Origin of the sequence: Paraburkholderia sp. RAU6.4a, assembly GCF_050435625.1 — a bacterium.
GTDB classification, from domain to species: domain Bacteria; phylum Pseudomonadota; class Gammaproteobacteria; order Burkholderiales; family Burkholderiaceae; genus Paraburkholderia; species Paraburkholderia tuberum.
This window is the reverse complement of the sequence record NZ_JBNDKQ010000003.1, coordinates 2,819,696-2,843,820: the sequence shown is the minus strand read 5'-3', so window position 1 is coordinate 2,843,820 and position 24,125 is coordinate 2,819,696. Positions and strand designations below refer to the sequence as shown.

At 64.0% G+C, this 24,125-nt stretch carries 21 protein-coding genes; 5 read left to right on the top strand and 16 right to left on the bottom strand.

Features of this window, described 5'->3' with window-relative positions:
- Positions 1-14: 14 nt before the first annotated feature.
- Positions 15-269 carry a BON domain-containing protein gene (locus OKW40_RS37610; RefSeq protein ID WP_184035143.1) on the bottom strand — a complete coding sequence of 85 codons (255 nt, stop codon included), beginning with the start codon at positions 267-269 and terminating at the stop codon, positions 15-17.
- A gap of 195 nt (positions 270-464) precedes the next feature.
- On the opposite strand from OKW40_RS37610, the gene OKW40_RS37605 reads away from it, so the two are divergent.
- Positions 465-1,160, top strand: a complete 696-nt coding sequence (locus OKW40_RS37605) for a YceH family protein (RefSeq protein WP_429493896.1) — start codon at positions 465-467, stop codon at positions 1,158-1,160.
- Between the two features lie 43 nt (positions 1,161-1,203).
- Here OKW40_RS37605 and OKW40_RS37600 read toward each other — a convergent pair whose 3' ends face one another.
- From OKW40_RS37600 to OKW40_RS37575, 6 genes are all read right to left on the bottom strand, one after another.
- Positions 1,204-1,722, bottom strand: coding sequence for an SLATT domain-containing protein (locus OKW40_RS37600; RefSeq protein WP_429493895.1), 519 nt, complete (start codon positions 1,720-1,722; stop codon positions 1,204-1,206).
- 22 nt (positions 1,723-1,744) lie between these two features.
- Entirely contained in the window at positions 1,745-2,788 is a 1,044-nt protein-coding gene (locus tag OKW40_RS37595) for a rod shape-determining protein (protein WP_013091688.1), read from the bottom strand.
- Between the two features lie 146 nt (positions 2,789-2,934).
- On the bottom strand, positions 2,935-3,792 hold the full coding sequence (locus tag OKW40_RS37590) for an IclR family transcriptional regulator (RefSeq protein ID WP_429493894.1): 858 nt from the start codon (positions 3,790-3,792) through the stop codon (positions 2,935-2,937).
- A 90-nt stretch (positions 3,793-3,882) separates the two neighbouring features.
- Positions 3,883-4,611 (bottom strand): SDR family NAD(P)-dependent oxidoreductase, encoded by a 729-nt coding sequence (locus OKW40_RS37585; RefSeq protein ID WP_429493893.1) that lies wholly within the window; start codon positions 4,609-4,611, stop codon positions 3,883-3,885.
- 13 nt (positions 4,612-4,624) lie between these two features.
- The gene (locus OKW40_RS37580; protein ID WP_429493892.1) at positions 4,625-5,926 is read right to left on the bottom strand and encodes an MFS transporter; all 1,302 of its coding nucleotides are present in this window, start codon (positions 5,924-5,926) and stop codon (positions 4,625-4,627) included.
- A 106-nt stretch (positions 5,927-6,032) separates the two neighbouring features.
- Complete coding sequence (locus OKW40_RS37575) at positions 6,033-6,554, bottom strand: 2,4'-dihydroxyacetophenone dioxygenase family protein (protein WP_429493891.1); 522 nt, start codon at positions 6,552-6,554, stop codon at positions 6,033-6,035.
- Between the two features lie 327 nt (positions 6,555-6,881).
- Here OKW40_RS37575 and OKW40_RS37570 point away from each other — a divergent pair, with 327 nt between their 5' ends.
- Positions 6,882-8,300, top strand: a complete 1,419-nt coding sequence (locus OKW40_RS37570; RefSeq protein ID WP_429493890.1) for a trypsin-like peptidase domain-containing protein — start codon at positions 6,882-6,884, stop codon at positions 8,298-8,300.
- Positions 8,301-8,363: 63 nt separating this feature from the next.
- Here OKW40_RS37570 and OKW40_RS37565 read toward each other — a convergent pair whose 3' ends face one another.
- The 6 genes from OKW40_RS37565 to OKW40_RS37540 form a co-directional block, all read right to left on the bottom strand.
- A complete protein-coding gene (locus OKW40_RS37565) occupies positions 8,364-9,845 on the bottom strand; it encodes an efflux transporter outer membrane subunit (RefSeq protein ID WP_429493889.1) in 1,482 nt (493 codons plus the stop codon).
- On the bottom strand, positions 9,838-13,035 hold the full coding sequence (locus tag OKW40_RS37560) for a multidrug efflux RND transporter permease subunit (RefSeq protein ID WP_429493888.1): 3,198 nt from the start codon (positions 13,033-13,035) through the stop codon (positions 9,838-9,840). Before OKW40_RS37560 ends, OKW40_RS37565 begins: the two co-directional genes overlap by 8 nt.
- Positions 13,036-13,046: 11 nt before the next feature.
- Positions 13,047-14,255, bottom strand: coding sequence for an efflux RND transporter periplasmic adaptor subunit (locus OKW40_RS37555; RefSeq protein ID WP_429493887.1), 1,209 nt, complete (start codon positions 14,253-14,255; stop codon positions 13,047-13,049).
- Between the two features lie 368 nt (positions 14,256-14,623).
- Positions 14,624-16,090: an amino acid permease gene (locus OKW40_RS37550; protein ID WP_429493886.1), complete on the bottom strand. Its 1,467-nt coding sequence runs from the start codon at positions 16,088-16,090 to the stop codon at positions 14,624-14,626.
- Between the two features lie 369 nt (positions 16,091-16,459).
- Positions 16,460-17,188, bottom strand: coding sequence for a hypothetical protein (locus OKW40_RS37545; RefSeq protein ID WP_429493885.1), 729 nt, complete (start codon positions 17,186-17,188; stop codon positions 16,460-16,462).
- 735 nt (positions 17,189-17,923) lie between these two features.
- A complete protein-coding gene (locus tag OKW40_RS37540) occupies positions 17,924-18,346 on the bottom strand; it encodes a hypothetical protein (RefSeq protein ID WP_184038385.1) in 423 nt (140 codons plus the stop codon).
- 695 nt (positions 18,347-19,041) lie between these two features.
- Here OKW40_RS37540 and OKW40_RS37535 point away from each other — a divergent pair.
- Positions 19,042-19,446 carry a helix-turn-helix domain-containing protein gene (locus tag OKW40_RS37535; RefSeq protein WP_090809994.1) on the top strand — a complete coding sequence of 135 codons (405 nt, stop codon included), beginning with the start codon at positions 19,042-19,044 and terminating at the stop codon, positions 19,444-19,446.
- Between the two features lie 43 nt (positions 19,447-19,489).
- Here OKW40_RS37535 and OKW40_RS37530 read toward each other — a convergent pair whose 3' ends face one another.
- Both OKW40_RS37530 and OKW40_RS37525 read right to left on the bottom strand, forming a co-directional pair.
- The gene (locus tag OKW40_RS37530) at positions 19,490-20,473 is read right to left on the bottom strand and encodes a pyridoxamine 5'-phosphate oxidase family protein (RefSeq protein ID WP_429493884.1); all 984 of its coding nucleotides are present in this window, start codon (positions 20,471-20,473) and stop codon (positions 19,490-19,492) included.
- Between the two features lie 43 nt (positions 20,474-20,516).
- Positions 20,517-21,158 carry a glutathione S-transferase family protein gene (locus OKW40_RS37525; protein ID WP_429493883.1) on the bottom strand — a complete coding sequence of 214 codons (642 nt, stop codon included), beginning with the start codon at positions 21,156-21,158 and terminating at the stop codon, positions 20,517-20,519.
- 109 nt (positions 21,159-21,267) lie between these two features.
- Here OKW40_RS37525 and OKW40_RS37520 point away from each other — a divergent pair, with 109 nt between their 5' ends.
- Positions 21,268-22,182 carry a LysR family transcriptional regulator gene (locus tag OKW40_RS37520; RefSeq protein WP_429493882.1) on the top strand — a complete coding sequence of 305 codons (915 nt, stop codon included), beginning with the start codon at positions 21,268-21,270 and terminating at the stop codon, positions 22,180-22,182.
- Between the two features lie 136 nt (positions 22,183-22,318).
- Entirely contained in the window at positions 22,319-23,194 is an 876-nt protein-coding gene (gene purU, locus OKW40_RS37515; RefSeq protein WP_429353756.1) for a formyltetrahydrofolate deformylase, read from the top strand.
- 58 nt (positions 23,195-23,252) lie between these two features.
- Here the strand turns inward: purU and OKW40_RS37510 are convergent, their stop codons facing one another.
- A complete protein-coding gene (locus OKW40_RS37510; protein ID WP_429493881.1) occupies positions 23,253-24,110 on the bottom strand; it encodes a glycine betaine ABC transporter substrate-binding protein in 858 nt (285 codons plus the stop codon).
- Between the last annotated feature and the right edge of the window lie 15 nt (positions 24,111-24,125).

The following is a 24,125-nucleotide window of genomic DNA, read 5'->3' as shown; positions in this document are numbered from 1 at the left end:
CCGCCTGACTGAGGTCAGCCCTTGCGGACGACGGTCCGGTCCGCGACTGAGGTGACGCCGAACAGACGCGTCACGTCTTCGAGCATCGCGGCGCGTTGTGCTTCGCGCTGAAGCTCGCCCGACAGCGTGATGCGCCCTCGCGCGACCTTCACGCGCACGGCGCGCGGCGGCACGGCCGAATCCCACGCGAGACGGCGCGCTGCTTCGGCGGCGATCTGCGCGTCGGTCAGGCGGGCAGATTCGCTCGATCTCGAGCTTGTGGACCGCATGGCGTCTCCGCGAAACAGAATGTCGATCAACTCACACTAGCAGATGTGGCGGGTTTTGCCGGCGTGCGCGCTTCGCCGGCAGCGCAGATTCGCTCGCCGCGCCGGGCTCGCCACGTTTATCATAGTGCCCACCTGACAGAACGCGCCGTCCAGCCGCGAACGGCGCGCGCATCTTCCACGAGATCTCGCAATCCCATGAATTCGACTCCCGACGCTCCTTCCCGACCCTCGCTGCGCGCGCTGACCGCGCTCGAAGGACGTGTTCTCGGCGTGCTCGTCGAAAAACAGCACACGGTACCCGACAGTTATCCGTTGTCACTGAACGCGCTGACGCTCGGCTGCAATCAGAAGACCGGCCGCGCGCCGGTGATGAGCGCGACCGAGGCCGAGGTGCTGAGCGCCGTCGACGGCCTGAAACGCCTGAGCCTCGTGTTCGAGGGCAGCAGCAGCCGCGTGCCGCGCTTCGAGCACAACATGAACCGCGTGCTCGGGTTGCCGGGACAGTCGATCGCGCTGCTGACCACGCTGCTGCTGCGCGGCGCGCAAACGGCCGCCGAATTGCGCCTGAACAGCGCGCGCCTGCATGGCTTCGCCGATATTTCGTCGGTCGAGGCGTTCCTCGACGAACTGGCCGCGAACGATCCGCCTCGCGTCGTCCGGCTGCCGCGCATGGCGGGCGAGCGTGAGAATCGCTGGATGCATCTGTTGTGCGGCGAGCTCAGCATCACCGAAGCCGCGCAGTCCGCGCTCGCCGAGGACGACAGCGTGCCGCTGTCGGCATTCGAGGCGCTGAAGGCCGAGCAGAAGCGTCTCGCCGATGAAGTCAGCCGTCTGCAGGCCGTCGTGCGGCGCATGGCGACCGAGCTGGGTATCAACGCGGACGATCTGTGATCTGAAACGGAAACGAAAGCGAAGGCGCGCCCCGCCGCCTGTTTCACGCATCACGCCGACGCGGCCTATCCGCCAGCAACGTGCGCTGCGTGCGATAGAAGATCCGCGGCGGCACGTTCGGCGAGTCTTCGGCGAGACGGTCGAGTTCGGTACGGATCCCGGTGAGGTAGTGCGCTTCGCGCGCATCGGGGTCGCCGGCAAACACCGCTTCGAGCCGCCGACGCACCGCGCCATAGCGCGCACCGGCCGCGCGATGCTTCTCGGCACGCTCCGCATATCGCAGGAACGTCTGCAACGCGGCCGACATCGCCGCCGCCACGCTGACGAGCCCAACGACTATCCGCATCTCGATCGACACCGGCGGCGCGCTCAACGACGCGAACACCGCCGTGCCGACGAACGCGGTCAGCGCGGTCACGAGCCAGCCCATGCGGCGCTCGCGCGCCGACAGCAGATCCGCCATGTCGTAATGGCTCATCTGCGATTCGCGCGCGCGGCGAATCCATTTCAACAGCAGCTCGGTTTCGTCGACGGGCGGCTCGTAGGCGGGCTGGGTCGTCATCGTTCAGCGTACGGCACGCGCATCAATCGTAGGAAAACGAGCTGCCGAACTTCTCGATCCGCTCCAGCGCCATGCCCGAGCCGCGTACCACGCAGGTCAGCGGCGCCTCTGCGACGAACACCGGCAGGCCGGTTTCCTCGGCGAGCAGACGGTCGAGATCGCGCAGCAACGCGCCGCCACCCGCGAGCGTGATGCCGCGCTCGGCGATGTCCGCGCCGAGTTCCGGCGGCGTCTGTTCCAGTGCGATCTTCACCGACGACACGATCTGGTTCAGCGGATCGGTCAGCGCTTCGAGGATTTCGTTGCTCGACACCGTGAAGCTGCGCGGAATGCCCTCGGACATGTTGCGGCCTTTGACTTCCATCTCCATGACCTCGGAGCCCGGAAACGCGGAGCCGATTTCCTTCTTGATCGCCTCGGCGGTCTGCTCGCCGATCAGCATGCCGTAGTTGCGGCGGATGTAGTTGACGATGGCGTCGTCGAACTTGTCGCCGCCGACGCGCACCGAGCCTTTGTACACAATGCCGCCGAGCGAGATCACGCCGACCTCGGTGGTGCCGCCGCCGATATCGACGACCATCGAACCGGTTGCATCCGACACCGGCAGGCCGGCGCCCGTCGCCGCGGCCATCGGTTCCTCGATCAGATAGACCTGCGAGGCGCCCGCGCTATGCGCGGCCTCCTTGATCGCGCGGCGCTCGACCTGGGTCGAACCGCACGGCACGCAGATGATGATGCGCGGCGATGGCGCAAACAGCCGCGACTCGTGCGCCATCTGGATGAAGCGCTTGATCATCTGCTGGGTGATGTTGAAATCGGCGATCACGCCGTCTTTCATCGGGCGGATCGCCTCGATGTTGCCCGGTACCTTGCCGAGCATCTGCTTCGCTTCGCGGCCCACGGCGAGGATGATCTTCTTGCCGTTCGGGCCGCCTTCCTGGCGGATCGACACGACCGACGGCTCGTCGAGAACGATGCCCTTGCCGCGCATGTAGATCAGCGTGTTCGACGTACCGAGGTCGATTGCCAGGTCGTTGGAAAAGTAGCCGCGCAGAAAACCGAACATGCGTATTCCTGTCTTTGCGAAGGCGGGCGCGTGAGCGCCGCCGGGAGCTTGTCGGGGTCTGCCGCTTGCACGCGGCGGGCGGCCAGAGCGGCCGCGCGACAGCAAGAATAGCAGTTTATCGGCGGGCGCGGCCGCACTATCGTCCGCTATCTGCCGCTCGCCGGCCCAAGCCGCGCCGCGATCGTGCGGCATGCCGCAAGCAGCGGCTCGATGTAAGTGGCTTGCACATCGTCGCGGCGGCGGAAGGTCGGCATGCTGATGCTCACGCAGCCGGCCGCGCGGCCGTCCGGGCCGCGAATCGCGGCGCCGTAGCAGCAGATCGATACTTCGTTCTCCTCGCGGTCTTCCGCGTAGCCGCGTTGCGCGGTCGCGTCGAGCTCGCGGCGCACGGCGTCGAGGTCGGTCAGCGTGTGCTCGGTGAAACGCTCGAGCGGCGCGTTCTTCAGCAGCGCCTCGCGCTCGGCCACGCTGAGTGTCGCCAGATACGCCTTGCCGACCGAACTCGACGTCAGCGACACACGCGTGCCGATGCGCGATGCCATGCGCACCGCGTGCGGGCTTTCGAGCTTTTCGATGTAGACCATCTCGCCCTGGCTGGGCACCGCGAGGTGGATCGTCTCCGATGTGAAGTCGCGCAACGCCATCAACGCATCGACGGCCGCGAGCCGCAGGTCCGAGCGCTCCCAGCTATGGCTCGCAAGGTTGATCAGGCGCGGTCCGAGGCCGAAGGTGTTGCCGCTGCCGCTCGCGACGATCAGCCCTTCAGCCTGCAAAGCCGCGACGATGCGATGGACGGTCGGGCGTGGATAGCCGCTCGCCGCGCTCAGCTTCGCGACGTTGGGCGGCGTTGGCGCATCGGCGATCAGTTGCAGCACCGCGATGAACTTCGAGAACGCGGCGGCGCCGGCGACGGCCTTGGAGTCGGCTTTGTCGTCGGTGTGCCCGACAGCATCATGGCCGGCGGCGCCGGCGTGGGAACGGGGTTTGGAAGCGGAACTCGACATCACACGGAGGCAGGGCAGAGCAGGGGTACGCAATTATGCCTTTATCGATGGCGTCGAACGACGGCGGCGCCGCTTCACGCGACGACTCGATCACGCGACGAGATATCCGCCGTCGACCGGCACGATTGCGCCCGTCATGAACGACGCCGCCGGCGAGCACAGGAACACCGCGACCTGCGCGACTTCCTGCGGCGTGCCCCAGCGACGCAGCGGCGTACGTTCCAGAATCGCCAGCGAGCGTCCATCGTCGTCCTGCAACGCCTGGGTGAGCGGCGTTGCGATCCAGCCCGGCGCGACCGCATTGACGCGAATGCCGTCGGCGGCATAGGCGATCGCGAGCGACTTCGTTAGCTGCGCCACCGCGCCCTTGCTCGCGCTATAAGCGGGCACGAGACCGCCGCCGAAAAAACTCAGCATCGACGCCGTATTGACGATGCAGCCCGCCGACGCCTTCAACGAGTCGCGCGCGGCGGCGCACACGCGCATCGTGCCGTTCAGATTGATATCCATCACGCGTTCGAACACGTCGAGCCGATGTTCTTCGCCGCGGCTGATCACGCCGGCGCAGTTGACCACGATGTCGAGACGCTCGAACGCGTTCACCGCGGCCGTGACGGCGTTGCCCGAGCGGACATCCAGCGTGACGCGCGCAATCTCGCGATTGAGCGTATCGGGCGTGCCTTCGGGCAGCGGCAAACCAGCCGCCACCGTGTGCGCGCCAAGCTGCGCGAGCGTGTTGGCGATCGCCGCGCCGATACCGGACAAGCCGCCGGTCACGAGCGCGGTCTTGCCTTCGAGGAGCTGGTTCTGGAACGTCATGGGAGAAGCCGCCTCAGGTGGGTTGGGTCTCGATCGAGCTCGCGAGCGGCGCGGGCGCCACTTCCTGGACGACGAACAGATAGACGAGCGCCGCCGCGAACGCGACGGCCGCGCTGATCAGCAGCGCGTTGACGAACGAATGCGTCCGATCGACGACGATGCCGGTGATCACCGGCGCGAACGAGCCGCCCAGATAGCCACCGAAGTTCTGCATGCTGCCGAGCGACGCCACCAGATGTCGCGGCGCGGCGACGCTGACGAGCGCCCATGCGCTGCCGCTCGACAGGTTCACGAACAGCATCGCGAGCGACACGTAGACGATCGCGAGCGTCGTGCTCGGTGTGTAGGCGGCCGGCACCGTGAATGCGGCGGCGCCGACGAGACCGACGCACAGCGGCCACTTGCGGCTGCGGATCGGCGCCATGCCGCGCTTCAACAGATAGTCGGCGATCACGCCGCTGCTCGCCATGCCGATCGTGCCGAACACATACGGAATCGCGACGAGCCAGCCGGTGTGCGCGATGCTCAGATGACGCTCACGCTCCAGATAGCCGGGCAGCCACGTCAGATAGAGCCACACCATGTAGATCACGCCCATGAAGCCGAAGATCATGCCCCACGTGTTGCGCAGCTTGAACAGCGCGCCCCATTCGGACCAGCTGAGGCCCTGCGGATTCTCCTGGCCGGTCGCGCCTTCGTTCAGATGCGCGGTTTCTTCTTCGGTCAGCACGATTTCGCTGCGATTGCGATAGACGAGGTACCACGCGAGCGCGACGACAACGCCGACCACGCCCATGATGACGAACATCGTTCGCCATCCGAAGGAAAGCATCAGCACCGTGAGCAGCGGCGGCGCGATCATCGGCGCAATGGTGGATGACGAAATGAAGGTGCCGATCGGCGTGCCGCGTTCGCGTACCGCGAACCATTCGCTGACGACTTTCGCGCCGGCCGGAAACAGCGGCGCCTCGGCGATGCCGAGCACGACGCGCGCCGTGAGGAAGTGATTGAGCGTCTGGATGAAGCCGCCCGCGACCTGGGCGATCGACCACACGAGCATGCCGAGGCCGAGCATCACGCGCGATCCGAAACGGTCCAGCAGCGCGCCGACCGGCAACTGCGCGAACGCATACGACAACGAGAACGCGGACAGCAGCAGCCCCATCTGCGAAGCGGACAGATGCAATTCCTCGCTGACCAGATGATTCGCGATCGACAGCGTGCTGCGGTCGAGATAATTGACGATGCCCGCCACCGTCAGAAAGACGACGGCGACCACCTGGATACGTTTCAGACGCTGCGACTTCTGAAGCATGCTTGTCTCCTGCGCAATGGGTCCTGCTGTGTGGGAATGGTGTTGCCGTGCCTGTCGGTATTGCGGTGTCCTGCCTGTTGGTTCCGTTGGGGGCTTGCGCGGCGTTTTACCGGACGAACTGCTCGACGTAGTCTTCGCCGAGGCCCACCGCCGCGTAGTGCTTGCGACACATGTCGATCTTCGTGAATACGTCTTCGTAACCGGTGTAGTTCCCGTACGGATCGCAATAGAACATCACGCCGTTGACCTGGAAGTACGTGATCATTTCCTCGACGTCCTCGGGCACATATAACGTATGCGTTTCGCCCGGCGGCTCGTACACGTAGCTGCCTTCGGTCGCGACCCAGTCATGCTCGAGATAACGCCAGCGGCCCTTGAGCACCATGCCGTGCACAGCCTGCGGATGACGATGCCGGCTCAACACACCCGAGCGGCGTACGCGCAGCAGATTCATCCAGTATCCCTGCGACGCATTCAGGCACAGTGGGCGGAACGACACGTTTTCTGCCTGCGGGACCCACACGCGTTCGTCGGTCGGAATCGCGAAGGGCACGACGATTTCCTTTTGCGCTTCTTTCGGGAACGGTAGCTGGTACGGCGTCAGGTCGGATTGATCGGCCTCTGGCATGGGAAATTCCTCGCGAAGTGTGCAGAAAAAAGAGATGTCCACATTGTGGATAACAAGTCCACGATATGGTTATTATCCGAACCGCTTTGGGTGGGGTCAATCCTGGGGAAATTACTGGTCAGGCACGATAAAGCGACGCCGCACTCCTTCTCGAATCGCGCGAAAGATGCACGTGTTGCTATCTCATAAAAGCCGCACGACACGCAAAAAGCGCCTAAAACAAGGCCTGCGCGCGCATTCTGATCGAACACCATCTTTAAGTCTGCCTTAAGTGGAGGCCACTACATTACGCATCCACCACGTAACCCTCCGCAACACTCCCTGACTATGACCACCAAAAACTATTGGCGCGGTAGCGCCGCGATCTGCGCTGTCCTCGCAATCGGCGGCGCGTATGCGCTCAGCCATCGCAATGCCGATGCGTCCGTAAACGACGCGCAGGGATCGACGTCGTCGCTGCACGCGGCGGCGGATGTCGTCGGCTCGCGCTCGTCGGCACCGGACTTCTCCAGCATCGTGACGCGCTATGGCCCGGCGGTCGTGCATATCGGCGTGAAAGAAGCCGCGTCGGTCGACGAGAACGGTCAACGCAAGAGCGGCGGCGAAGCGCTCGGCTCGGGCTTCATCATCAGCCAGGACGGGTACATCCTGACCAACAATCACGTCGTCGACGGCGCGACCAGCGTGACCGTGAAGCTCACCGACGGCCGCGAATTCCACGCGCGCGTGATCGGCAAGGACAAGGCCACCGACGTCGCCGTCGTCAAGATCGACGCGACCAATCTGCCGACCGTGAAGATCGGCAACCCGAACAGCAGCAAGGTCGGCGAATGGGTCGTGGCGATCGGCTCGCCCTACGGCTTCGACAGCACGGTGACCTCGGGCATCATCAGCGCGAAATCGCGCTCGTTCTCCGACGATAGCCCGATCCCGTTCATTCAGACCGACGTGCCGGTCAACCCGGGCAACTCGGGCGGTCCGCTGTTCAACCTGAACGGCGAAGTGATCGGCATCAACTCGATGATCTACTCGCGCACCGGCGGCTTCCAGGGACTGTCGTTCGCCATCCCGATCGACGCGGCGATGCACGTGAAGGACCAGCTCGTGAGCACCGGTCACGTAAGCCGCGGCCGCATCGGCGTGGGCGTGCAGCCGCTCAGCGCCGACAAGGCCAAGGCGCTCGGCCTCGACTCGACGGGCGGCGCACTGGTCGGCTCGGTCGATCCGAATGGTCCGGCGCACGCAGCCGGTCTGCGCCAGGGCGACGTGATCGTCGGCGTGAACGGCAAGCATATTGGTAACACGACCGAATTGATCGGTCAGGTCGCGCAACTGTCGCCGGGCAGCAAAGCGACGATCAGCGTGTGGCGCAACGGCGGCGAAAGCAAGCTGGCGGTGACGGTGGGCGCGCAGCAAGCGTCGGACATGGCGTCGGCCGCGCCACGCGAAGAGCAGCAGGAGCAACCGCAGCAGCAAAACCGTCCGCGTCTCGGCGTCGCCGTGCGTGCGCTGACCCAGGACGAACAGCAGCAAGCGCAGCTGCCGGGCGGCGTGGTGGTGCAGCAGTCCACCGGTCCGGCCGCCGAAGCCGGCATTCAGGCGGGCGACATCATCGTTGCCGTCGACGGCAAGGTGATTCACGGCGTCGAGCAACTGCGCCGCATGATCGCTCAGGCGGACGACAGCGTGTCTGTCACCGTGGTGCGCGATGGTGAACAAGCATCGGTCGACGTAACGCTTGGCTGATGAGTAGAACCCGCCGGTGCAATGCCGGCGGCGGGCACGACGCGCTGCTGTGGCGCGCGTGCCTCAGTTGGACGGGTGGACCCCCTCAGCGTGAGACGTGCTTTGCGTGACGTTCCGCGGCTCGTCGGGCCCGCCCCCCAATGCGACGTAAAGCGACACCCCGTTCTGCAAGGCCGTCGCCCGAAGCTGGATCAGCTGCTGCTCGGCGGCAAACTGATTGCGTCGCGCATCCACCACCTCGAGATAGATCGAGATCCCGTTTTCGTAGCGCAGCTCCGCCGTTTCGGCGAGTTGCCGCTGCGCCTGCACCGCCTGCTCCTGCGCCGCGATCTGTTCCTTGTAGCGTTGTCGCGCGACCAATGCGTCGGACACTTCACGAAACGCGTTCTGCACCGTGCGCTGATAATCGGCGACCAGTTCGTCGCGTCGCGCGCGCGCCTGCGATAGTTGCGCCTGGCGCTGTCCCGCATCGAAGATCGGCATGCCGACCAGCGCGCCGAACGACCACGCCTGCTTGGCCGGCACGAACAGATCGCCGAGTTCGGGCGACACATATCCGAAGCTACCCGTCAGCGCGATGCGTGGAAAAAAGTCCGCACGAGCGGCGCCGATGTCGGCATTGGCTGCGCGCAGTTGCTGCTCGGCCTGCTGGATGTCCGGCCGGTCGATCAGCAGTGCGGAGGGCAGGCCCGCATCGAGCTCGCGGAACTGCGCGGCGTCGGCGATCGGCGGCGCCGGCGGTAGCGACCCGCTGAGCGGCCCGCCGATCAGCACCTCGAGCAGATGGCGCTGCTGCGCGGTGGTCCGTTGCAGCTCGGCCAGCTGCGTCTGTGCCTGCGTGACCAGAATGGCCGCCTGGTCGTAATCGACCATCGACGTGACGCCCGCGTCGAGCCGCATCTTCGCGACTTCCAGCGCGTAGCGCCGACTGTCGAGCGTCTGTTGTGCAAGCTCGATGCCTTCCTCGCCCGAGCGGATCGCGTAGTAGTTCGACGCGACATTGCCGATCAGCGACAAACGGAACGCATGCTGCGCGTCGACAGTGGCCAGATATCGACGCCGCGCGGCTTCGCTGGTGTTGCGCACGCGCCCCCAGAAGTCGAGTTCGAACGACGTCACCGCGGCCTGCACGTTGTACTGGTTGAACTGGACCGAGATGTCCGTGTTGTCGAACTCGGGATCGATCGAACCGAGTGGCGCCCTGGTGCGGGTCGCACCCGCGTTCGCATTGACCTGCGGCAAACGCGCGGCGTTCTGGATGCGATAAAACGCGCGCGCCTGCTCGATGCGCGCGATCGACGCGGCGAGATCGCGGTTGTGCTCGAGCGCCGCCTCGATCAGCAGCTTCAGTTGCGGATCGGCGAAGAAGGTCTGCCAGTCGACTTCGCTTGCCAGATGCGCGGCGGCCGGATTGGCGGTCTCCGTCGTGTCGAAACGATCGGCGATCGGCAATTGGGGCTGCTGATAGTTCGGCGCAAAGTTGCAGGCGGCGAGCGAGCAGCAGAAGAGGGGCAGCACCAGGCGCACATGAATGCATTTACGCATCGCGCTGCCCTCCACCCGAATCGCGCGGCATGGCTGTCGGCAGATCGTCATCGCCGAGATCGGTGCTGCGTTTCTTGCGGCTCAGCCAGCGTCGCGCGGCGACATAGAACAGCGGCGTAAAGAAGACGCCGAACATCGTCGCGGTCAGCATGCTGCCCATCACGCCGGTGCCGACCGCGCGGCGGCTCGCCGCGCCCGCGCCGGTCGCGAGCACGAGCGGCAGCATGCCCAACACGAACGTGACGCTCGTCATCAGAATCGGGCGCAGACGCTGCTGTGCGCCGCTTTTGGCGGCGGCTAGCGCGTCCCTTCCTTCGGATTCCTCCTTGATCGCAAATTCGACGATCAGAATGGCGTTCTTCGCGGCAAGGCCGATGATCGTCACGAGGCCGATGTTGAAATACACGTCCGCGGACAGTCCACGCAGCATCGTCAACAGTACCGCGCCGATCACGCCGAACGGGATGATCAGCAACACCGCGACCGGAATCGCCCAGCTCTCGTACAGCGCCGCGAGCAACAGGAACACGACCACGAGCGACAGCCCGAGCAGCATGCCGATCTGGCCGCTCGCCTGTTTTTCCTCGAGCGCGGTGCCGGTCCATTCGTAAGTCAGGTTGCCGGTCAACACGTGCGACGCGATGCGCTCCATCTCGGCGATCGCCGCGCCGCTCGAGCGGCCGGGCGCGGCCTGACCCGACAGCGTCGCGGACGGAAAGCCGTTATAGCGTTCGAGCTGCTGCGGTCCGGAAATCCAGCGCACGCGCGTGAACGCCGAGAACGGCACCATCTCGCCGCGGTTATTGCGCAAGCGCAGCGAAGTCACGTCCTCGGCACGCATGCGTTGCTCGGCGTCCGCCTGCAACAGCACGCGCAGCACGTTGCCCTCGAACACGAAGTCGTTCACGTAGTTCGAGCCGAACGTCAGCGCAAGCGCCTGGTTGACCTGACCGATTTGCAGGCCTAATGCGCGCGCCTTCACGCGGTCGATCTCGACATACAGTTGCGGCGCTTCCGGCATGCCCTCGGCGCGCACGCCGGCGAGAAGGGGGCTTTGCGACGCCTCGATCATCATCCGCCGCGCGGCCTGTTGCAGCGCTTCGCCGCCGATGCCGCTGCGATCCTGGATCTTCATCGTGAAGCCGGTCGCGTTGCCGAGCGACGGAATCGGCGGCGGGTCGAGCGCAAAAATGATCGCCTCGGGAATCTGCCGAAACGCCGCATTCGCGCGACGCACCAGCGCGCTCGCCGAATTGGCCTCGCCCGAGCGCTCGTCCCACGGCTTCAGATCGACGAACGACAGAGCCGCCGATTGCCCCTGGCCAAAGAAGCTGAAGCCCGTCACGGACGCGACGTTGCGCACTTGCGGCTGGGTTCGCAGAAACGCCTCCACCTGGTCGATCGCGTGCTGCGTGCGCTGGTCGGTCGACCCCGGCGGGCCGGTATACGTGATGAAGATATGCCCCTGGTCCTCGGTCGGCAGAAAGCCCGTCGGCAGCCGCGTGAAGAAAAACACGGTGATCGCGCAGGCCGCGACGAACACCAGCAGCCAGCGCAGCGGCGAGCGCAGCATCGCATCGACGCCCACGATATAGCGTGTGGTGCCCGCGTCGAGCCCACGATTGAAGCCGTCGAACACGCGATGCAGCAGACGCGAAGCCGCGTTCTTCGGCCGCTCTTTGGCGGCCGCCTCGCTACGCAACAGCGCCGCGCACAAGGCCGCGCCGAGTGTCAGCGCCAACATCGTCGACAGCAGGATCGACACCGCGAGCGTGACCGAAAACTGCCGGTAGATGCCGCCCGTCGAGCCCGGAAAAAACGCCATCGGAATGAACACCGCGACGAGCACCAGCGTACTCGCGATCGCCGCGCCCGATATCTGCCCGATCGCCTTCACCGTTGCGCGCGGCGCGCCGAGCCCTTCCTCGCGCATGATGCGCGCGACGTTTTCGACGACGACGATCGCGTCGTCGTTGAGGATACCGATCGCGACCACCATGCCGAACAGCGACAGAATGTTGATCGACAGCCCGAACAGGTAGAGCCCCGCGCACGTGCCGATCAACGCGATCGGCACCACGATCGTCGGGATCACGGTCGCGCGCCAGTCCTGCAGGAACAGGAACACCACGACCGTCACGAGCAACAGCGCCTCGACCATCGTGCGGATCACGCCATGCACCGAGGTCGTGATGAACGGCGTGGTGTCGAACGGCACGGTCCACGCGACGCCGCGCGGGAAGATCGGCTGCAATTCGGCCATGCGCTGGCGCACCGCGTTGGCGACTGCGAGCGCGTTCGCGCCGCTCGCGAGCTGGATCGCGATCCCGGCCGACGCCTTGCCGTTGACGGTCAGGCGGTTGCCGTAGCTGTCGTTGCCGAGCTCGACGCGCGCGACGTCGCCCACCCGCACGGTCGAGCCATCCGGATTCGCGTGCACGATGATTTCGCGGAACTGCTCGGGCGTCGTGAAGCGGCTTTGCGTGACGATCTGCGCGGTGAACTCGGAGCCCGGCGCGATCGGCTGATCGCCGAGGCTGCCGCCCGCGGTCTGGCTGTTCTGCTCCTGGATCGCCTGCAACACCTCGCTGGCCGACAGCCCAAAGCCCGCGAGCTTGCGCGGATCGAGCCAGATCCGCATCGCGTACGACGAGCCGAACAGCTGCACGTCGCCGACGCCGTCGATACGGCGCAGCTCGTTGACGATGTTGTTCGACGCGAAGTTGCCCATCGCGACGGCGTCGGTGGTGCCGTCGGTCGCCTGCAGTGCAAGCAGCATCAGAAAGCCCGACGACGCCTTCGTCACGCTCAAGCCGATCTGACGGACTTCGAGCGGCAGGCGCGGTTCGACGCGGCTCAGACGGTCCTGCACCTGAGTGCGCGCGATGTCGAGATTGGTGCCGGGCTTTAGCACCACGGTGATCTGCATCGTGCCGTTCGAGCGGCTCACCGACGACATGTACAGGAAATTCTCGATGCCGTTCATCTCGTCTTCGACGATCGACGTGACGGTACGCTCGAGCGTGCTCGCGTCCGCGCCGCTGTAGACCGCGCTGATGGTGAGCGACGGCGGAGCGACGTCGGGGTACTGCTCGACCGGTAGCAGCGCGAGCGCGATCGAGCCGAACAGCACGATGAAAAGGGCGATGACCCACGCGAAAACCGGCCTGGCGACGAAGAATCGATTCATCGGCGAGCCCGTCAGTGCGCGGTCGAAGCGGGAGCGGGGGACGCGGCCGAATGCGCCGCTGGCGACGCATCGGGGGCGGGCCGCGCGTCGACCCGTTGACCGGACTGCACCTTCTGCCAGCCATCGACGATCAGGCGCTCGCCAGGCTTCAGACCGTCGCGCACGGTCCAGCGTCCTTCGCCCTGCTCGCCGAGATCGATATTGCGGCGGACCACGGTGCCGTCGTCGGCGACCAACGCAACGCTTGCAATGCCGTTGTCGAGCTGGACCGCGCGCTCGGGAATACGGATGCCCTGCGCATTGCCCGCCGCAATGATGCGCCCGCGCACGAACTGCCCCGGCAACAGCGTGCGGTCCGGATTCGCGAACTGCGCGCGCACCGTCTGCGTACCGGTCGACGGATCGACGACGAGATCGGCGAAGTCCAGAAAACCGCGCTCGTTGTAGACCTGGCCGTTGGCAAGGATCAGTTGCACCTCGACGTGCTTCATGCTGGTCGGCTTGCGCGCGCCCGACTGGATCTGCTGCTGGACGTCGAGCATCGCGGTATTCGACTGCGTGAACACCGCGTTGATCGGCGTCAGTTGATTGACTTGCGTGAGCAGCGTGGCGGCGCCCGCGCTGACGAGCGCGCCTTCGGTGACGAGCGCGCGGCCCGCGCGCCCGGCGATCGGCGTGCGTACGATGCAGCGATCGAGCCGCAATTGCGCAAGCGAGACCGCAGCTTGCGCATCGGAGACATTGGCCTGCGCCTGCTGCATCGTCGCGAGCGCGGCGTCGTATTCCTGCGCGCTGACTGCATGACGGCCGACGAGCGGCTTGAACCGGTCCACCACCGACGCCGCGTTGTCGCGCACGGCGGTCGCGCGCGCGAGCGCGGCCTGCGCCTGCTGCAACTGCGCGCGATAGTCGCTCGCGTCGATCTGGAAGAGTGGGGCGTTGGCCGGCAGGTCCGTGCCTTCCCGATAGAGCGTGCGCTGGACGATGCCGTCGACGCGCGCGCGAATCTCGGCGGTGCGCACGGCCTCGATGCGGCCAGGCAACTCGACGATATCGGCGACAGGGGTGGTGGAAACCGTTTCGACCAGCACGGGAACCGGTGGCATCGACGCGGCGGTGGGAGTCTGCGACCGCTCGTTGCAGGCGGCAAGCAGGAGCGGCAAACCGGTGATCAGAAGCGATACGGCACGACTACGCAGGCGGAGTGCGGAGCAAAGCAAGAGAAACTCCTTTGATCAAGGCAGTCTTTTTTGCGCGTGACATCGGTGACGGTTTTAACGGTTTGCGGTCGAATTAACTATTCAGAACGTGTGTGGGTGCGTTAATGCGGCGAAAAGATTTCTGTTGATCCTACCGTGTCTGGGTGGCTTGTCAATTTATTCTTGGTGGTCGCGAGTGGAATGGACTCGCAAGGACCAGGCGGCGGACGCAGTGGTCACGACCGGGGGATTCCCGCTCGCAGACGAGATCTTGAATGGTAACTGTCAATTACATGTCAATTGCCATCCAGCAATTGCCGCAATTCAAAGGCATGCAATTGTCATCGAAATCGATGCGCCTGAAAATAATATTCCGAGTCGCCACACATTCACGTACGCTTGCGCTCCGGATGCCGCAACACCGAATGGTTGCGGCCGTATGACAGATAAATCGTCATGCCGATCACGAGCCACACGACGAGCCGCAGCCACGTGACGAGCGGCAAGCCAACCATCAGCAGCAGGCAGAACAGGATGCCGAGCACTGGCACGACCGGCACGCCGGGCGCCCGGAATGGACGCGTCGCCTCCGAGTCGCTGCGCCGCAGATAGATCACCGCGCCGCACACGAGGACGAACGCGAACAGGGTGCCGATGCTGACCATCTCGCCGAGCACGCCGATCGGTGTCAGCGCCGCGACGATCGCGACGACGGTGCCGATCAGGATCTGACTCAGATAGGGTGTATGCAGACGCAGATGGACCCTCGAGAAAAAGTGCGGCAACAAACCGTCTTGCGACATCGTGAAGAAGATGCGGCTTTGTCCATAGAGCAGCACGAGTATCACGGTGGTCAGCCCCGTCAACGCGCCGATTTTGATCAGGATCGAGAACCACGTGAGCCCGATCACGTCGACGCCCTTGGCGATCGGATCAGGAACGTTCAGCTCGGGGTACGCAACGAGGCCGGTCAGCACGCCGGCGACGAGGATGTACAGCACCGTACAGATGATCAGCGAGCCGAGAATGCCGATCGGCATGTCGCGCTGCGGCTGTCGCGCTTCCTGCGCGGCGGTCGACACCGCATCGAAGCCGATGAACGCGAAGAACACCACGGCCGAGCCGCGCAGAATACCGCTCATGCCGAAACTGCCGAACTGGCCGGTATTGGCAGGAATGAACGGATGCCAGTGTTCCGGCTTGATGAAAAACACGCCGACGGCGATAAACGCGACCACCACGGTCAGCTTGATCGCGACCATCACGTTGTTGAGCCGCGCCGACTCCTTGGTCCCCAACACGAGCAACGTGGTCAGGATCGCGATGATCAACACCGCCGGCAGGTTGATCACGCCGGTGACCGTCGAGCCATCGGCCAGTTTGACGACGGTGCCGGGGGCGGCGGCGAGGGTAGGTGGAATGTCGATGCCGACGTTGCGCAACAGGCTCACGATATAGCCGGACCAACCGACCGCGACGGTCGCGGCGCCCATCGCGTACTCGAGGATCAGGTCCCAGCCGATCATCCACGCGAAGATCTCGCCGAGCGTCGCATACGTGTACGTGTAGCTGCTCCCGCACACGGGCAGCATCGCCGCAAGCTCCGAATAGCACAGGCCGACGAACGCGCACGCGATGCCGCCCAGCACGAACGACAGCGTGATGGCCGGCCCCGCGAACTGCGCGGCGGCGGTCCCGGTCAGCACGAAGATGCCTGCGCCGATGATCGCGCCGATGCCCATCGCGGTGATACTCGTCGCGCCCAGCGTTTTCGACAGGTGACGGCCTTCTTCGGCGTCGGCGCTGGCGACGATATCAGCAACGGTTTTGCGTGCCATGTAACCGGTATCGGCCATGATAAGTCGTCCCTTTTCAGTGTTGATCAGGCACGAACCGGTTAGGCTGCCATCGGCTCGTGGAGCACGACAAAAACATCCGTCGCCGCGCACGGCAATGGCCACGGCAAGTGCGGAGAAAGCATCTAACGGAAAATTCAGTCTATGCCGGATTAAAGGCAAAGTGAAATCCGCTTGCTTTGTCGGCGCGATAGGGCAGTGCGATGGCTGGCGCGCGCAGCGCCGGGCGTGCCGCGGGCCGTGGTGCATTTGTTCACTCGTGCATTGCGATCGCAAGCAAGGCCTCTGGTTCGATTCAGGAGGACTTACGATGTGCGATTGCGGAATCGGCAAGCCAACGTGGACGATTTCAGGCTTGCGGGGCGGACCTCAGCCGATCCGTCCGCGCCGCAGCACGCCGCTCAGACCGAGCGAGTGGCCTGGGTCGTAGTAGTGAATGAGGAGCGTGCGCCGCTGTCCGTTCTGTACGTCGAGGTTCGCATGCTGAAGTGCGAAGCCGTTGAATTCGTAGACGCTGCCCGGCTTGACCGGAATGCGCTTGCAGTTGCCGACACGCAGATCATGCAAGGTATGCCAGCTGCGCCAGCTGAGCGGCAGGCTTTGCAGGAAGCCATGGCGCATCTTGCAGATCATGTTGGTCAGCGTCGTTACGGACAGGCGCGGCTTGCGGTACATCACGAGGTCGCCGTTGTGAACTCCGTCGGGTGCGAGCTGAAGCGGAATCAGCAGCGTCAGCAGGTGCGAGTCGTAGTGGCGGCAGTGGCTCTCGGCGAACGAAGTCCTGCTCGCACAGCGCAGTACGTGGAACGGCTCAGTCGGTAAGTTTGTCCGACCGAACTTCGCGGCCATCGCGCGCGCATTCGCGCAGATCGTCTGTTCGAGTTCGCGAAAGGCCTGACCGCGACGCAGCATCTCTGCAATCTCTGCGCCGGACTGCGAGCGCGGTGCCGTCGTGCCAAACAGGTGGTCGATGAAGTCGTTGATTTCGACGATCGTCTCCTGCGGAATCACGTCATCAAAAGAGTTCAACGCGACGCTTTTGTCGATTCGAATCCGCTTAGTCTCTGTATGCCCACGCACGTCTGTCAGGGTGTCCATAGCCCAAATTTCCATTCGCTTTTTGTTCTACGACCGTATTGAAAAATATTCCCTCCGAGGCGCGCACAATGTGCGCCAGCGTACATAAAGTCCTCAGGCGATTGAGCTCGATCATTAAATCTAAAGCGGATTTCTCTGACAGCTTTGGTAAATCTCGTTGGGCCGATTTGGAAAATGCTGCGACTGCGACGCTTCAGCTTTGCTTAGGTACGACATTACAGCTCTGACATCAAAAATGTTGATAATTTATCTTATGTCAAATTGACAATTCTTCGGAAAAGGCTTCCAGTACGCATGCACGTGCTACCGTCGATGCGCGTGCCGCGTGTCGGCCCTCCGCCACAAGCGATGCACACCGATGCCCGGTGACCATCGCGAATCGTCCGAACCGCGACTCTTTCGCCTGCCACAACTGACACCGGGTGCAGCCCGGTTCAGTGATCAACAAAACTGGCGCGGCAATTCAATTCCAATTTCTATGGCGGGCCCAATCAGAGCCCTCACGAATTAAGACGCGGCCGTGCGTACAGATCAATTTATGCACGCGACATGCCGAAATTAGACAACTGTTAAATACAGCTTTTGCGCACCACGAGAATAAGCTTTGTAGCGAAAGCCAATGCCGCTATCGCAGCTCGCGCGGATTTTTATCGTCGGCTATTGCCTTGTGGCTTAGAGACGTTTCGCATTTCTCTCAACCGGCGAGCGTGTCGTCGTTGAGCGACTGTGAATGGGCTACGTGCATTTCGACGTGGCGTACGGGCGCAACGTGTTCGCCACCCTCCCACTTGCCGCGATCTGAGATGCATGTTCGAACACGCGCAGACGCTCGGCATCCGCAATCAGTCGCTTCTTCGTCATCGAGCGTCCCGCCGATCCGAAGCCCATCACCTTTTCGTACTCACGCGGCCTGCCGTGCCTGAAGCGATTAAAGAAGTCATCGCCCGGCAGGCCGTTGTCGAGGCTCATCAGGCAGCCGTAGTCGAGCGACGCGCAATCGCTCAGTGAACGCGCCGCGTCCTCCAATGCGCGATAGCGGCTTTGCAACGGTTCGTCGCGACCGAAAAGCGCGTGCAGTTCCTGATAAGTCACGAGTCTTTTGCGTTTCGCGGCACGCAGTAGCATCGCGGCGATATCGCGGGTCCTATCCATGTTCATGTCGTTCTCCTTACCGCCTGCTTGCAAGCGCCCAATGGCAACCGATGAAAGCGCCGTCAGCTTTTTTATCGCGGTTATGCGTATCGAGTCGGAAACTACCCGGCACAAAATATTTCCGGTATTGAACGACGCAGCTAAAATTAAGCGGGTGGTTACTGGATTCGGGCTTCACAACGCTACTCTGCGCGAATGTCCCGTTTACATTTAATCCGCTGGAAAAACGCCGCGAAGGATTTTCAATCTTCAGCACCTTTTTCGCAGCTTTCCGGCGAATCGCCACCCTGCACCGAAAAATGCATTCCAATTACATTCGCAAAACAGGAATCCGCGCACTCAAACGGTTCAGTCTTCCGAGCTGCTGCCCGCACTTAAAAGCGCCCGACGTCAAGCCGTATGCGGCCTAGCGCTATCCGGGCTGCCAGAGCGAGCCGACTGTTTGAAATCACGTCAATCAGGTTAGCAAACGTTAAATTCAATCGCAAGAGAGATATTTAAGATTTTAGAAAGAAAACATCGCGTAACCGCCTTACGGGCGGCTTGCGTGATTTTCTATCAGAGGAAAGACGCGATTGATTTTTTATTCTTTTGGACACAGCGGGCGATTTTTCGATTATCTGTAGGTGGCGCGCCCTCCTCACTGTCTACCCCAGTAACCGATTGCAGTCCGGCCAGCGACCCAACGGCGGAGTTCTCCGATGCATCGACCAAATGACGATTTGCCGACCGTCGCGCGGCGTCTCACGGCGGGCAAGAAACTGCTCGACGGCGTCGCTGCGGCCGAAGTCGCGAGACAGATGGGGATGGCCAAGACCACCGTCGAGCGATATCGCAAGCTATTGGAGCAAGGCGGGCTCGAGGCGCTGAGAAACATGAGCGTCGGCGGCCGCCATTCCGCACTCGCGGTGGCGGATCTCGACTGGTTGGCCCAGGCGCTGAGGGCCTCGCCGCGGGACTACGGCTTCGACGCCGATGGCTGGAGCAATGCGCGCATGCGGGAGCTGATAAGCCGTCAGTTTGGCATTTCGTACTCGCGAGTCTATGTATGGCAACTGGCCACCAGACTCGGCGTGTCTTATCGGCTCGGCCGGAATGCGCAGTAAAACGGCGCCCGTACCCAGCTAAAGCACGCGCGTGCGCATCGGCTCAAGCGCTTTCTCGTACCTTTGGCAGAAACTGCGGCGCCAGTTCGACCTCCGACCATTGGAACGGCAACGCGCCGCGACTGCGCCGCACTTCGCTCACATGAAACCGCACGAGCCGCTGCGCGCCCGCAAATGCCGCGAGTTCGCCGCCGTCCCAGATGATCTCTGCTCGCACCGCCAGACAAAGCAGATCGCCGGTTGCGAAGTCGATAAACAGCAGACCCGCGCGCGGATCGTGCACGAGGTTGCCGATCGTGTTGAAAAAGCGGTTGCCGCTGTAGTCGGGCGTGGTCAGCGTAGTTGCGTCGTCCACGCGCACGAAGCCCGGCGCACCGCCGCGATGGGAAACGTCGATCCCCTTTCCCGGTCCCGCTTCCTCGCTCAGATTCGCGCTGGCGATAAAGAAGGTGTCCGCGCTCGCGAGCAACTCGCGGTCGGCACTGCTCAGAAGCGTGGCGATCTCGGGCTGCGCGCGCGTCGCGGCCGGGTCCCGCTCGATGAAAGACGGCGCGCGGCTCTGGATATACTTCGGGCAATTGCCGAAGCTCTGCGTGACTTCGACCTGCAACGTGTCGCCTGCCACGGACCGGACGACGCCATTTGCCCGATTGCGCCGCCGCGTACGCGGCTCGATGCCCAGCGCACCAAGCTGCGCGCCTTCGCGCCAACCCGCGGCGAGCGGATCGCCAGCCAATGTGCCACCTTCGATACGCAGTGTCCCCGCATCCGGTGACGAGACGAAACCCGGCGCACCCGCACGCAGCGTCGCCCACGGCTGAGCGCTCGCATCGACGCCGCCGATCACGACGAACGGCTGCGCGGCAAAGAACTCGCGATGCTGCTCAGGCATGAATCGGCGAATGCCCCGACGTCCCATCGACTCGGCCACCTCACGCACACCCGCGCGCTGCTGCGCATCCTGCTCGCCGGCATGAAACGGCGACGCGTCGCCTCCCCAGCTATTCAACGGGACGAACTCGGACATGATCGGACTCCTTTGCAAGATCTGACGCAGCCGTCAACGCGTATCACGCCGCCAGCAAGCCCGCCTTCGTCGAAGGCATCGCGATGAAACGCGGCAGTGCCTCCACGCGCTGCAGCCACGCGCGAATGTTCGGATACGGCTGCAACGACACGCCGCCCTCGGGCGCGTGAGCGATATACGTGTGCGCGGCAATGTCGGCGATCGTGACGTGCGCACCAGCCACGAACGGCTTACCGGCAAGCTCCTCGTCGATCACGTCGAACAGCTTGACGGCGATCTGCTTCGCACGTTCGTGGTCGAGCGGCGCGCCGAACACGGTCACGAGCCGCGCCGCGCACGGCCCGTAGGCGATCTGGCCAGCCGCGAGCGACAGCCAGCGCTGCACCGCCGCGGCGCCGCGCGGATCGTCCGGCAGCCACGATGCGTCGCCATAGCGCTTCGCCAGATAGACCAGAATCGCGTTCGAATCGAACAGCGTGAGCTCGCCGTCCTGAATCGTCGGCACCTGACCGAATGGGTTCAGCGCGAGGTACTCGGGCTTGCGGTTGCCGCCCGCCTTCATGTTCAGCTCGATGACCTCGAACGGCAGATCGAGCAGCGTCAGAAACAGCTTCACGCGATGACCGTGGCCTGAAAGCAGCGTCGTATACAGCTTGATAGGCTCGGCGGGTCTGGCAGCGGGCATGGATGGCTCCGGATACGTTGAATGACACGCCCAGCATAAGGCGTAGGCACTGTCGCGCGGAAGCCCGATAATCCGGGAAACACAGTCAAGCGAGAATGGACAATCGATCATGGCCGATGTGCGCAACGTGAACCTGAACCGCCTCGCGATCTTCGTCGCAGTCATCGACGCGGGCTCGCTGAGCGCCGCCGCGACGCGGCTCGGGCTCGCGAAGACGATGGTCAGCACGCACATGCAGAGGCTCGAGGCGGAAGTCGGCGCGAGCCTGCTGGTGCGCACCACCCGGCGGCTCGGCGTCACCGAGGCGGGCCGCACGTTCTACGAGGCGAGCGTGAAGATCCTGCGCGCCACCGAGGACGCGCTGAACGCGCTCGGCGGGGAAACCTCACCGGTGCGCGGCACGCTGCGCGTCAGTGCGCCGAACGACTACGGCACGCTCGTCGTCGCGCCCGCGCTGGTCGAATTGCGTCGCACGCATGCGCAGCTCGACGTCGAGCTGCTGAGCAGCGACCGCTACGTCGATCTGATCGCCGATGGCATCGATGTAGCGATCCGGCTTGGTCGCCTCGCGGATTCCAACTATCGCGCGGTGAAGCTCGGCAGCTTCGTCAAATGGCTCGTCGCGAGTCCGGACTTCCTGCGGACGTGGGGCATGCCGGGCACGCCGGCCGCGCTGGAGACGCTGCCCTATTGCGCGTTGTCGGTGCTGCCGCATCCGTTGACGCTCGATTTGCGGCACGTCGACGGCAAGATCGCGAGCGTGCGCTGCGCGTCCGCGTTTCGCGTCAACACGGCCGATGCCTGCCGCGCGGCGACGCTCGCGGGCGGCGGCATCGGTCTGTTGACGGATTTTTCGATCGCGGACGACGTCGCGGCGGGACGGCTGATCCGGCTGCTGCCCGAATGGGCGAGCGCACCGGCGAGCATTCAGGCCGTGTTCCCGCCGACGAGTCACCCGCCGGCGAAGGTGCGCGCGTTGATCGATACGCTGAAGCGAAGGCTCGCGGCGGAGCCTGCGGATTAGCACGGCAGATCCTCCTGGCGCTCCCATTCCAGCGCAACGGCGGTTAGCTTCTATCCGCGTTATCGCCCGATTTGCTCTACTGCGACGATGCGCGCCGCACCCCGCGGCCTCGCCTGATCGTCAATGTGGAGAGCTTATGTCCGCCATTTCCCGTCCTGCTCAAGGGGTTCTCACCGTCGCGTGTCCGAGCGCGGCGGGCCAGGTTGCCGCCGCCGCTGGCTTTCTCGAACGGCATCGTTGCTATGTCGACGAACTCACCGTATTCGACGACGAACTGAGCGAGCGCTTTTTCGTGCGCTGCGTGTTTCACCACGTCGATCGCGACGATGCGCTGCAGATCGCCACGCTGAAGCAGGAATTCGCGCCGATCGCCGAACGCTTCCGGATGACGTGGGCGATCCACGATCTGTCGAGCCGGCCGAAAGTCCTGATCATGGTTTCCAGGCTCGAACACTGTCTCGCCGACCTGCTGTTTCGCTGGCGCATGGGCGAACTGAAGATGGACATCGTCGGCATCGGCTCCAATCATCGCGATCTCGAACCGCTCGCGCGAGCGCACGGCCTGCCGTTCCATCATCTGCCGATTACAGCCGACACGAAGCCGCAACAGGAAGCCGGCCTGCTCGAGCTGTTCGATACGTCCGGCGCGGAACTGCTGATTCTCGCGCGCTACATGCAGATCCTGTCCGCCGAAACGAGCCGGGCGCTCGCCGGGCGCGCGATCAATATCCACCATTCGTTCCTACCCGGTTTCAAGGGAGCGAGACCGTATCATCAGGCCCATGCGCGCGGCGTCAAGGTGATCGGCGCCACCGCGCATTTCGTGACCGACGATCTCGACGAAGGTCCGATCATCGAGCAGGGAGTCGAACCGGTCGATCACTCGTACAGCCCCGAACGGCTGCTGACGACCGGACGCGACGTCGAATGCATTACGCTCGCGCGCGCGGTCAAGGCGTTCGTCGAGCGGCGTGTGTTCATCAATGGCGAGCGCACCGTCGTGCTGCGGTAAACAGAAAAACGCCGCTGAAAAGCGGCGTTTTCGTGTGCTGCGCCGACGCGTGGCCGAGTTACTTCACCCAGCTATCCACCCGGTCCGCATGCGCGCTGACCCACGCGTCGGCCGCTGCAGCCGGCTTTTCGCCATTCTGCGTGGCCAGCATCACCGTGTCGATCTCGCCCGGCTTCCATTGGAACTTCTTCAGGAACGCGACCACTGTCGGCGCTTTTTTCTCGAGCTCGGGATTCACCACGCTATCCACGTGCTCGGCTTCACCGAATACCTTCTTCGGATCGTCGAGGAATTTCAGCTTGTACTTGGCGAACATCCAGTGCGGCTTCCATCCGGTCACGATGATCGGCTTGCTGGCCGCCTCCGAGCGCGCCAGTTCGGCGGTCATCGCGCTTCCGGAACTCGGCATCAGCTGATAGTCGAGCCCATAGGCCTTGATCGCCTCGCTAGTTTTCTGCATCACACCCGCGCCGGCGTCGATGCCGACGATGCGCGCGCCGAACTCCGCCTTCTTCGCCTGCAGATCGCCGACGCTCTTCACGTCCGCGTTGTCCGGCACGATCAGACCGATCTTCGCGTCGTTGAAGTTCGGCCCGAGGTCGACCACCTTGTCCTTGAAGTTGTTCCAGTAGGCGCCGTGCGTGACCGGCAGCCACGCGGACAGCGTCGCGTCGAGATCGCCGCGCGCCACGCCCTGCCACATCACGCCGGCCGCCACCGGCACCAGTTGCACCTGATAGCCGAGGCGTTTTTCGATCACCTCGGCAGCCACGTTCGAGGTCGCCACGCTATCGTCCCAGCCCTCCACGTAACCGATCTTGATGGTCGGTTTCGAATCGGCCGACACGCCCGCACTGACCGCCGCCAGCATCACCCCCAACGCGCTTGCCATCACTACCTTTCCGATCAGTCTCATCGACGTTCTCCCGTT

What these genes read in the sequence shown, in the direction of transcription:
- OKW40_RS37610 (WP_184035143.1), bottom strand. Translation starts at nt 269, where the DNA reads ATGCGGTCCACAAGCTCGAGATCGAGCGAATCTGCCCGCCTGACCGAC.
- OKW40_RS37605 (WP_429493896.1), top strand. Translation starts at nt 465, where the DNA reads ATGAATTCGACTCCCGACGCTCCTTCCCGACCCTCGCTGCGCGCGCTG.
- OKW40_RS37600 (WP_429493895.1), bottom strand. Translation starts at nt 1,722, where the DNA reads ATGACGACCCAGCCCGCCTACGAGCCGCCCGTCGACGAAACCGAGCTG.
- OKW40_RS37595 (WP_013091688.1), bottom strand. Translation starts at nt 2,788, where the DNA reads ATGTTCGGTTTTCTGCGCGGCTACTTTTCCAACGACCTGGCAATCGAC.
- OKW40_RS37590 (WP_429493894.1), bottom strand. Translation starts at nt 3,792, where the DNA reads ATGTCGAGTTCCGCTTCCAAACCCCGTTCCCACGCCGGCGCCGCCGGC.
- OKW40_RS37585 (WP_429493893.1), bottom strand. Translation starts at nt 4,611, where the DNA reads ATGACGTTCCAGAACCAGCTCCTCGAAGGCAAGACCGCGCTCGTGACC.
- OKW40_RS37580 (WP_429493892.1), bottom strand. Translation starts at nt 5,926, where the DNA reads ATGCTTCAGAAGTCGCAGCGTCTGAAACGTATCCAGGTGGTCGCCGTC.
- OKW40_RS37575 (WP_429493891.1), bottom strand. Translation starts at nt 6,554, where the DNA reads ATGCCAGAGGCCGATCAATCCGACCTGACGCCGTACCAGCTACCGTTC.
- OKW40_RS37570 (WP_429493890.1), top strand. Translation starts at nt 6,882, where the DNA reads ATGACCACCAAAAACTATTGGCGCGGTAGCGCCGCGATCTGCGCTGTC.
- OKW40_RS37565 (WP_429493889.1), bottom strand. Translation starts at nt 9,845, where the DNA reads ATGCGTAAATGCATTCATGTGCGCCTGGTGCTGCCCCTCTTCTGCTGC.
- OKW40_RS37560 (WP_429493888.1), bottom strand. Translation starts at nt 13,035, where the DNA reads ATGAATCGATTCTTCGTCGCCAGGCCGGTTTTCGCGTGGGTCATCGCC.
- OKW40_RS37550 (WP_429493886.1), bottom strand. Translation starts at nt 16,090, where the DNA reads ATGGCCGATACCGGTTACATGGCACGCAAAACCGTTGCTGATATCGTC.
- OKW40_RS37545 (WP_429493885.1), bottom strand. Translation starts at nt 17,188, where the DNA reads ATGGACACCCTGACAGACGTGCGTGGGCATACAGAGACTAAGCGGATT.
- OKW40_RS37540 (WP_184038385.1), bottom strand. Translation starts at nt 18,346, where the DNA reads ATGAACATGGATAGGACCCGCGATATCGCCGCGATGCTACTGCGTGCC.
- OKW40_RS37535 (WP_090809994.1), top strand. Translation starts at nt 19,042, where the DNA reads ATGCATCGACCAAATGACGATTTGCCGACCGTCGCGCGGCGTCTCACG.
- OKW40_RS37530 (WP_429493884.1), bottom strand. Translation starts at nt 20,473, where the DNA reads ATGTCCGAGTTCGTCCCGTTGAATAGCTGGGGAGGCGACGCGTCGCCG.
- OKW40_RS37525 (WP_429493883.1), bottom strand. Translation starts at nt 21,158, where the DNA reads ATGCCCGCTGCCAGACCCGCCGAGCCTATCAAGCTGTATACGACGCTG.
- OKW40_RS37520 (WP_429493882.1), top strand. Translation starts at nt 21,268, where the DNA reads ATGGCCGATGTGCGCAACGTGAACCTGAACCGCCTCGCGATCTTCGTC.
- purU (WP_429353756.1), top strand. Translation starts at nt 22,319, where the DNA reads ATGTCCGCCATTTCCCGTCCTGCTCAAGGGGTTCTCACCGTCGCGTGT.
- OKW40_RS37510 (WP_429493881.1), bottom strand. Translation starts at nt 24,110, where the DNA reads ATGAGACTGATCGGAAAGGTAGTGATGGCAAGCGCGTTGGGGGTGATG.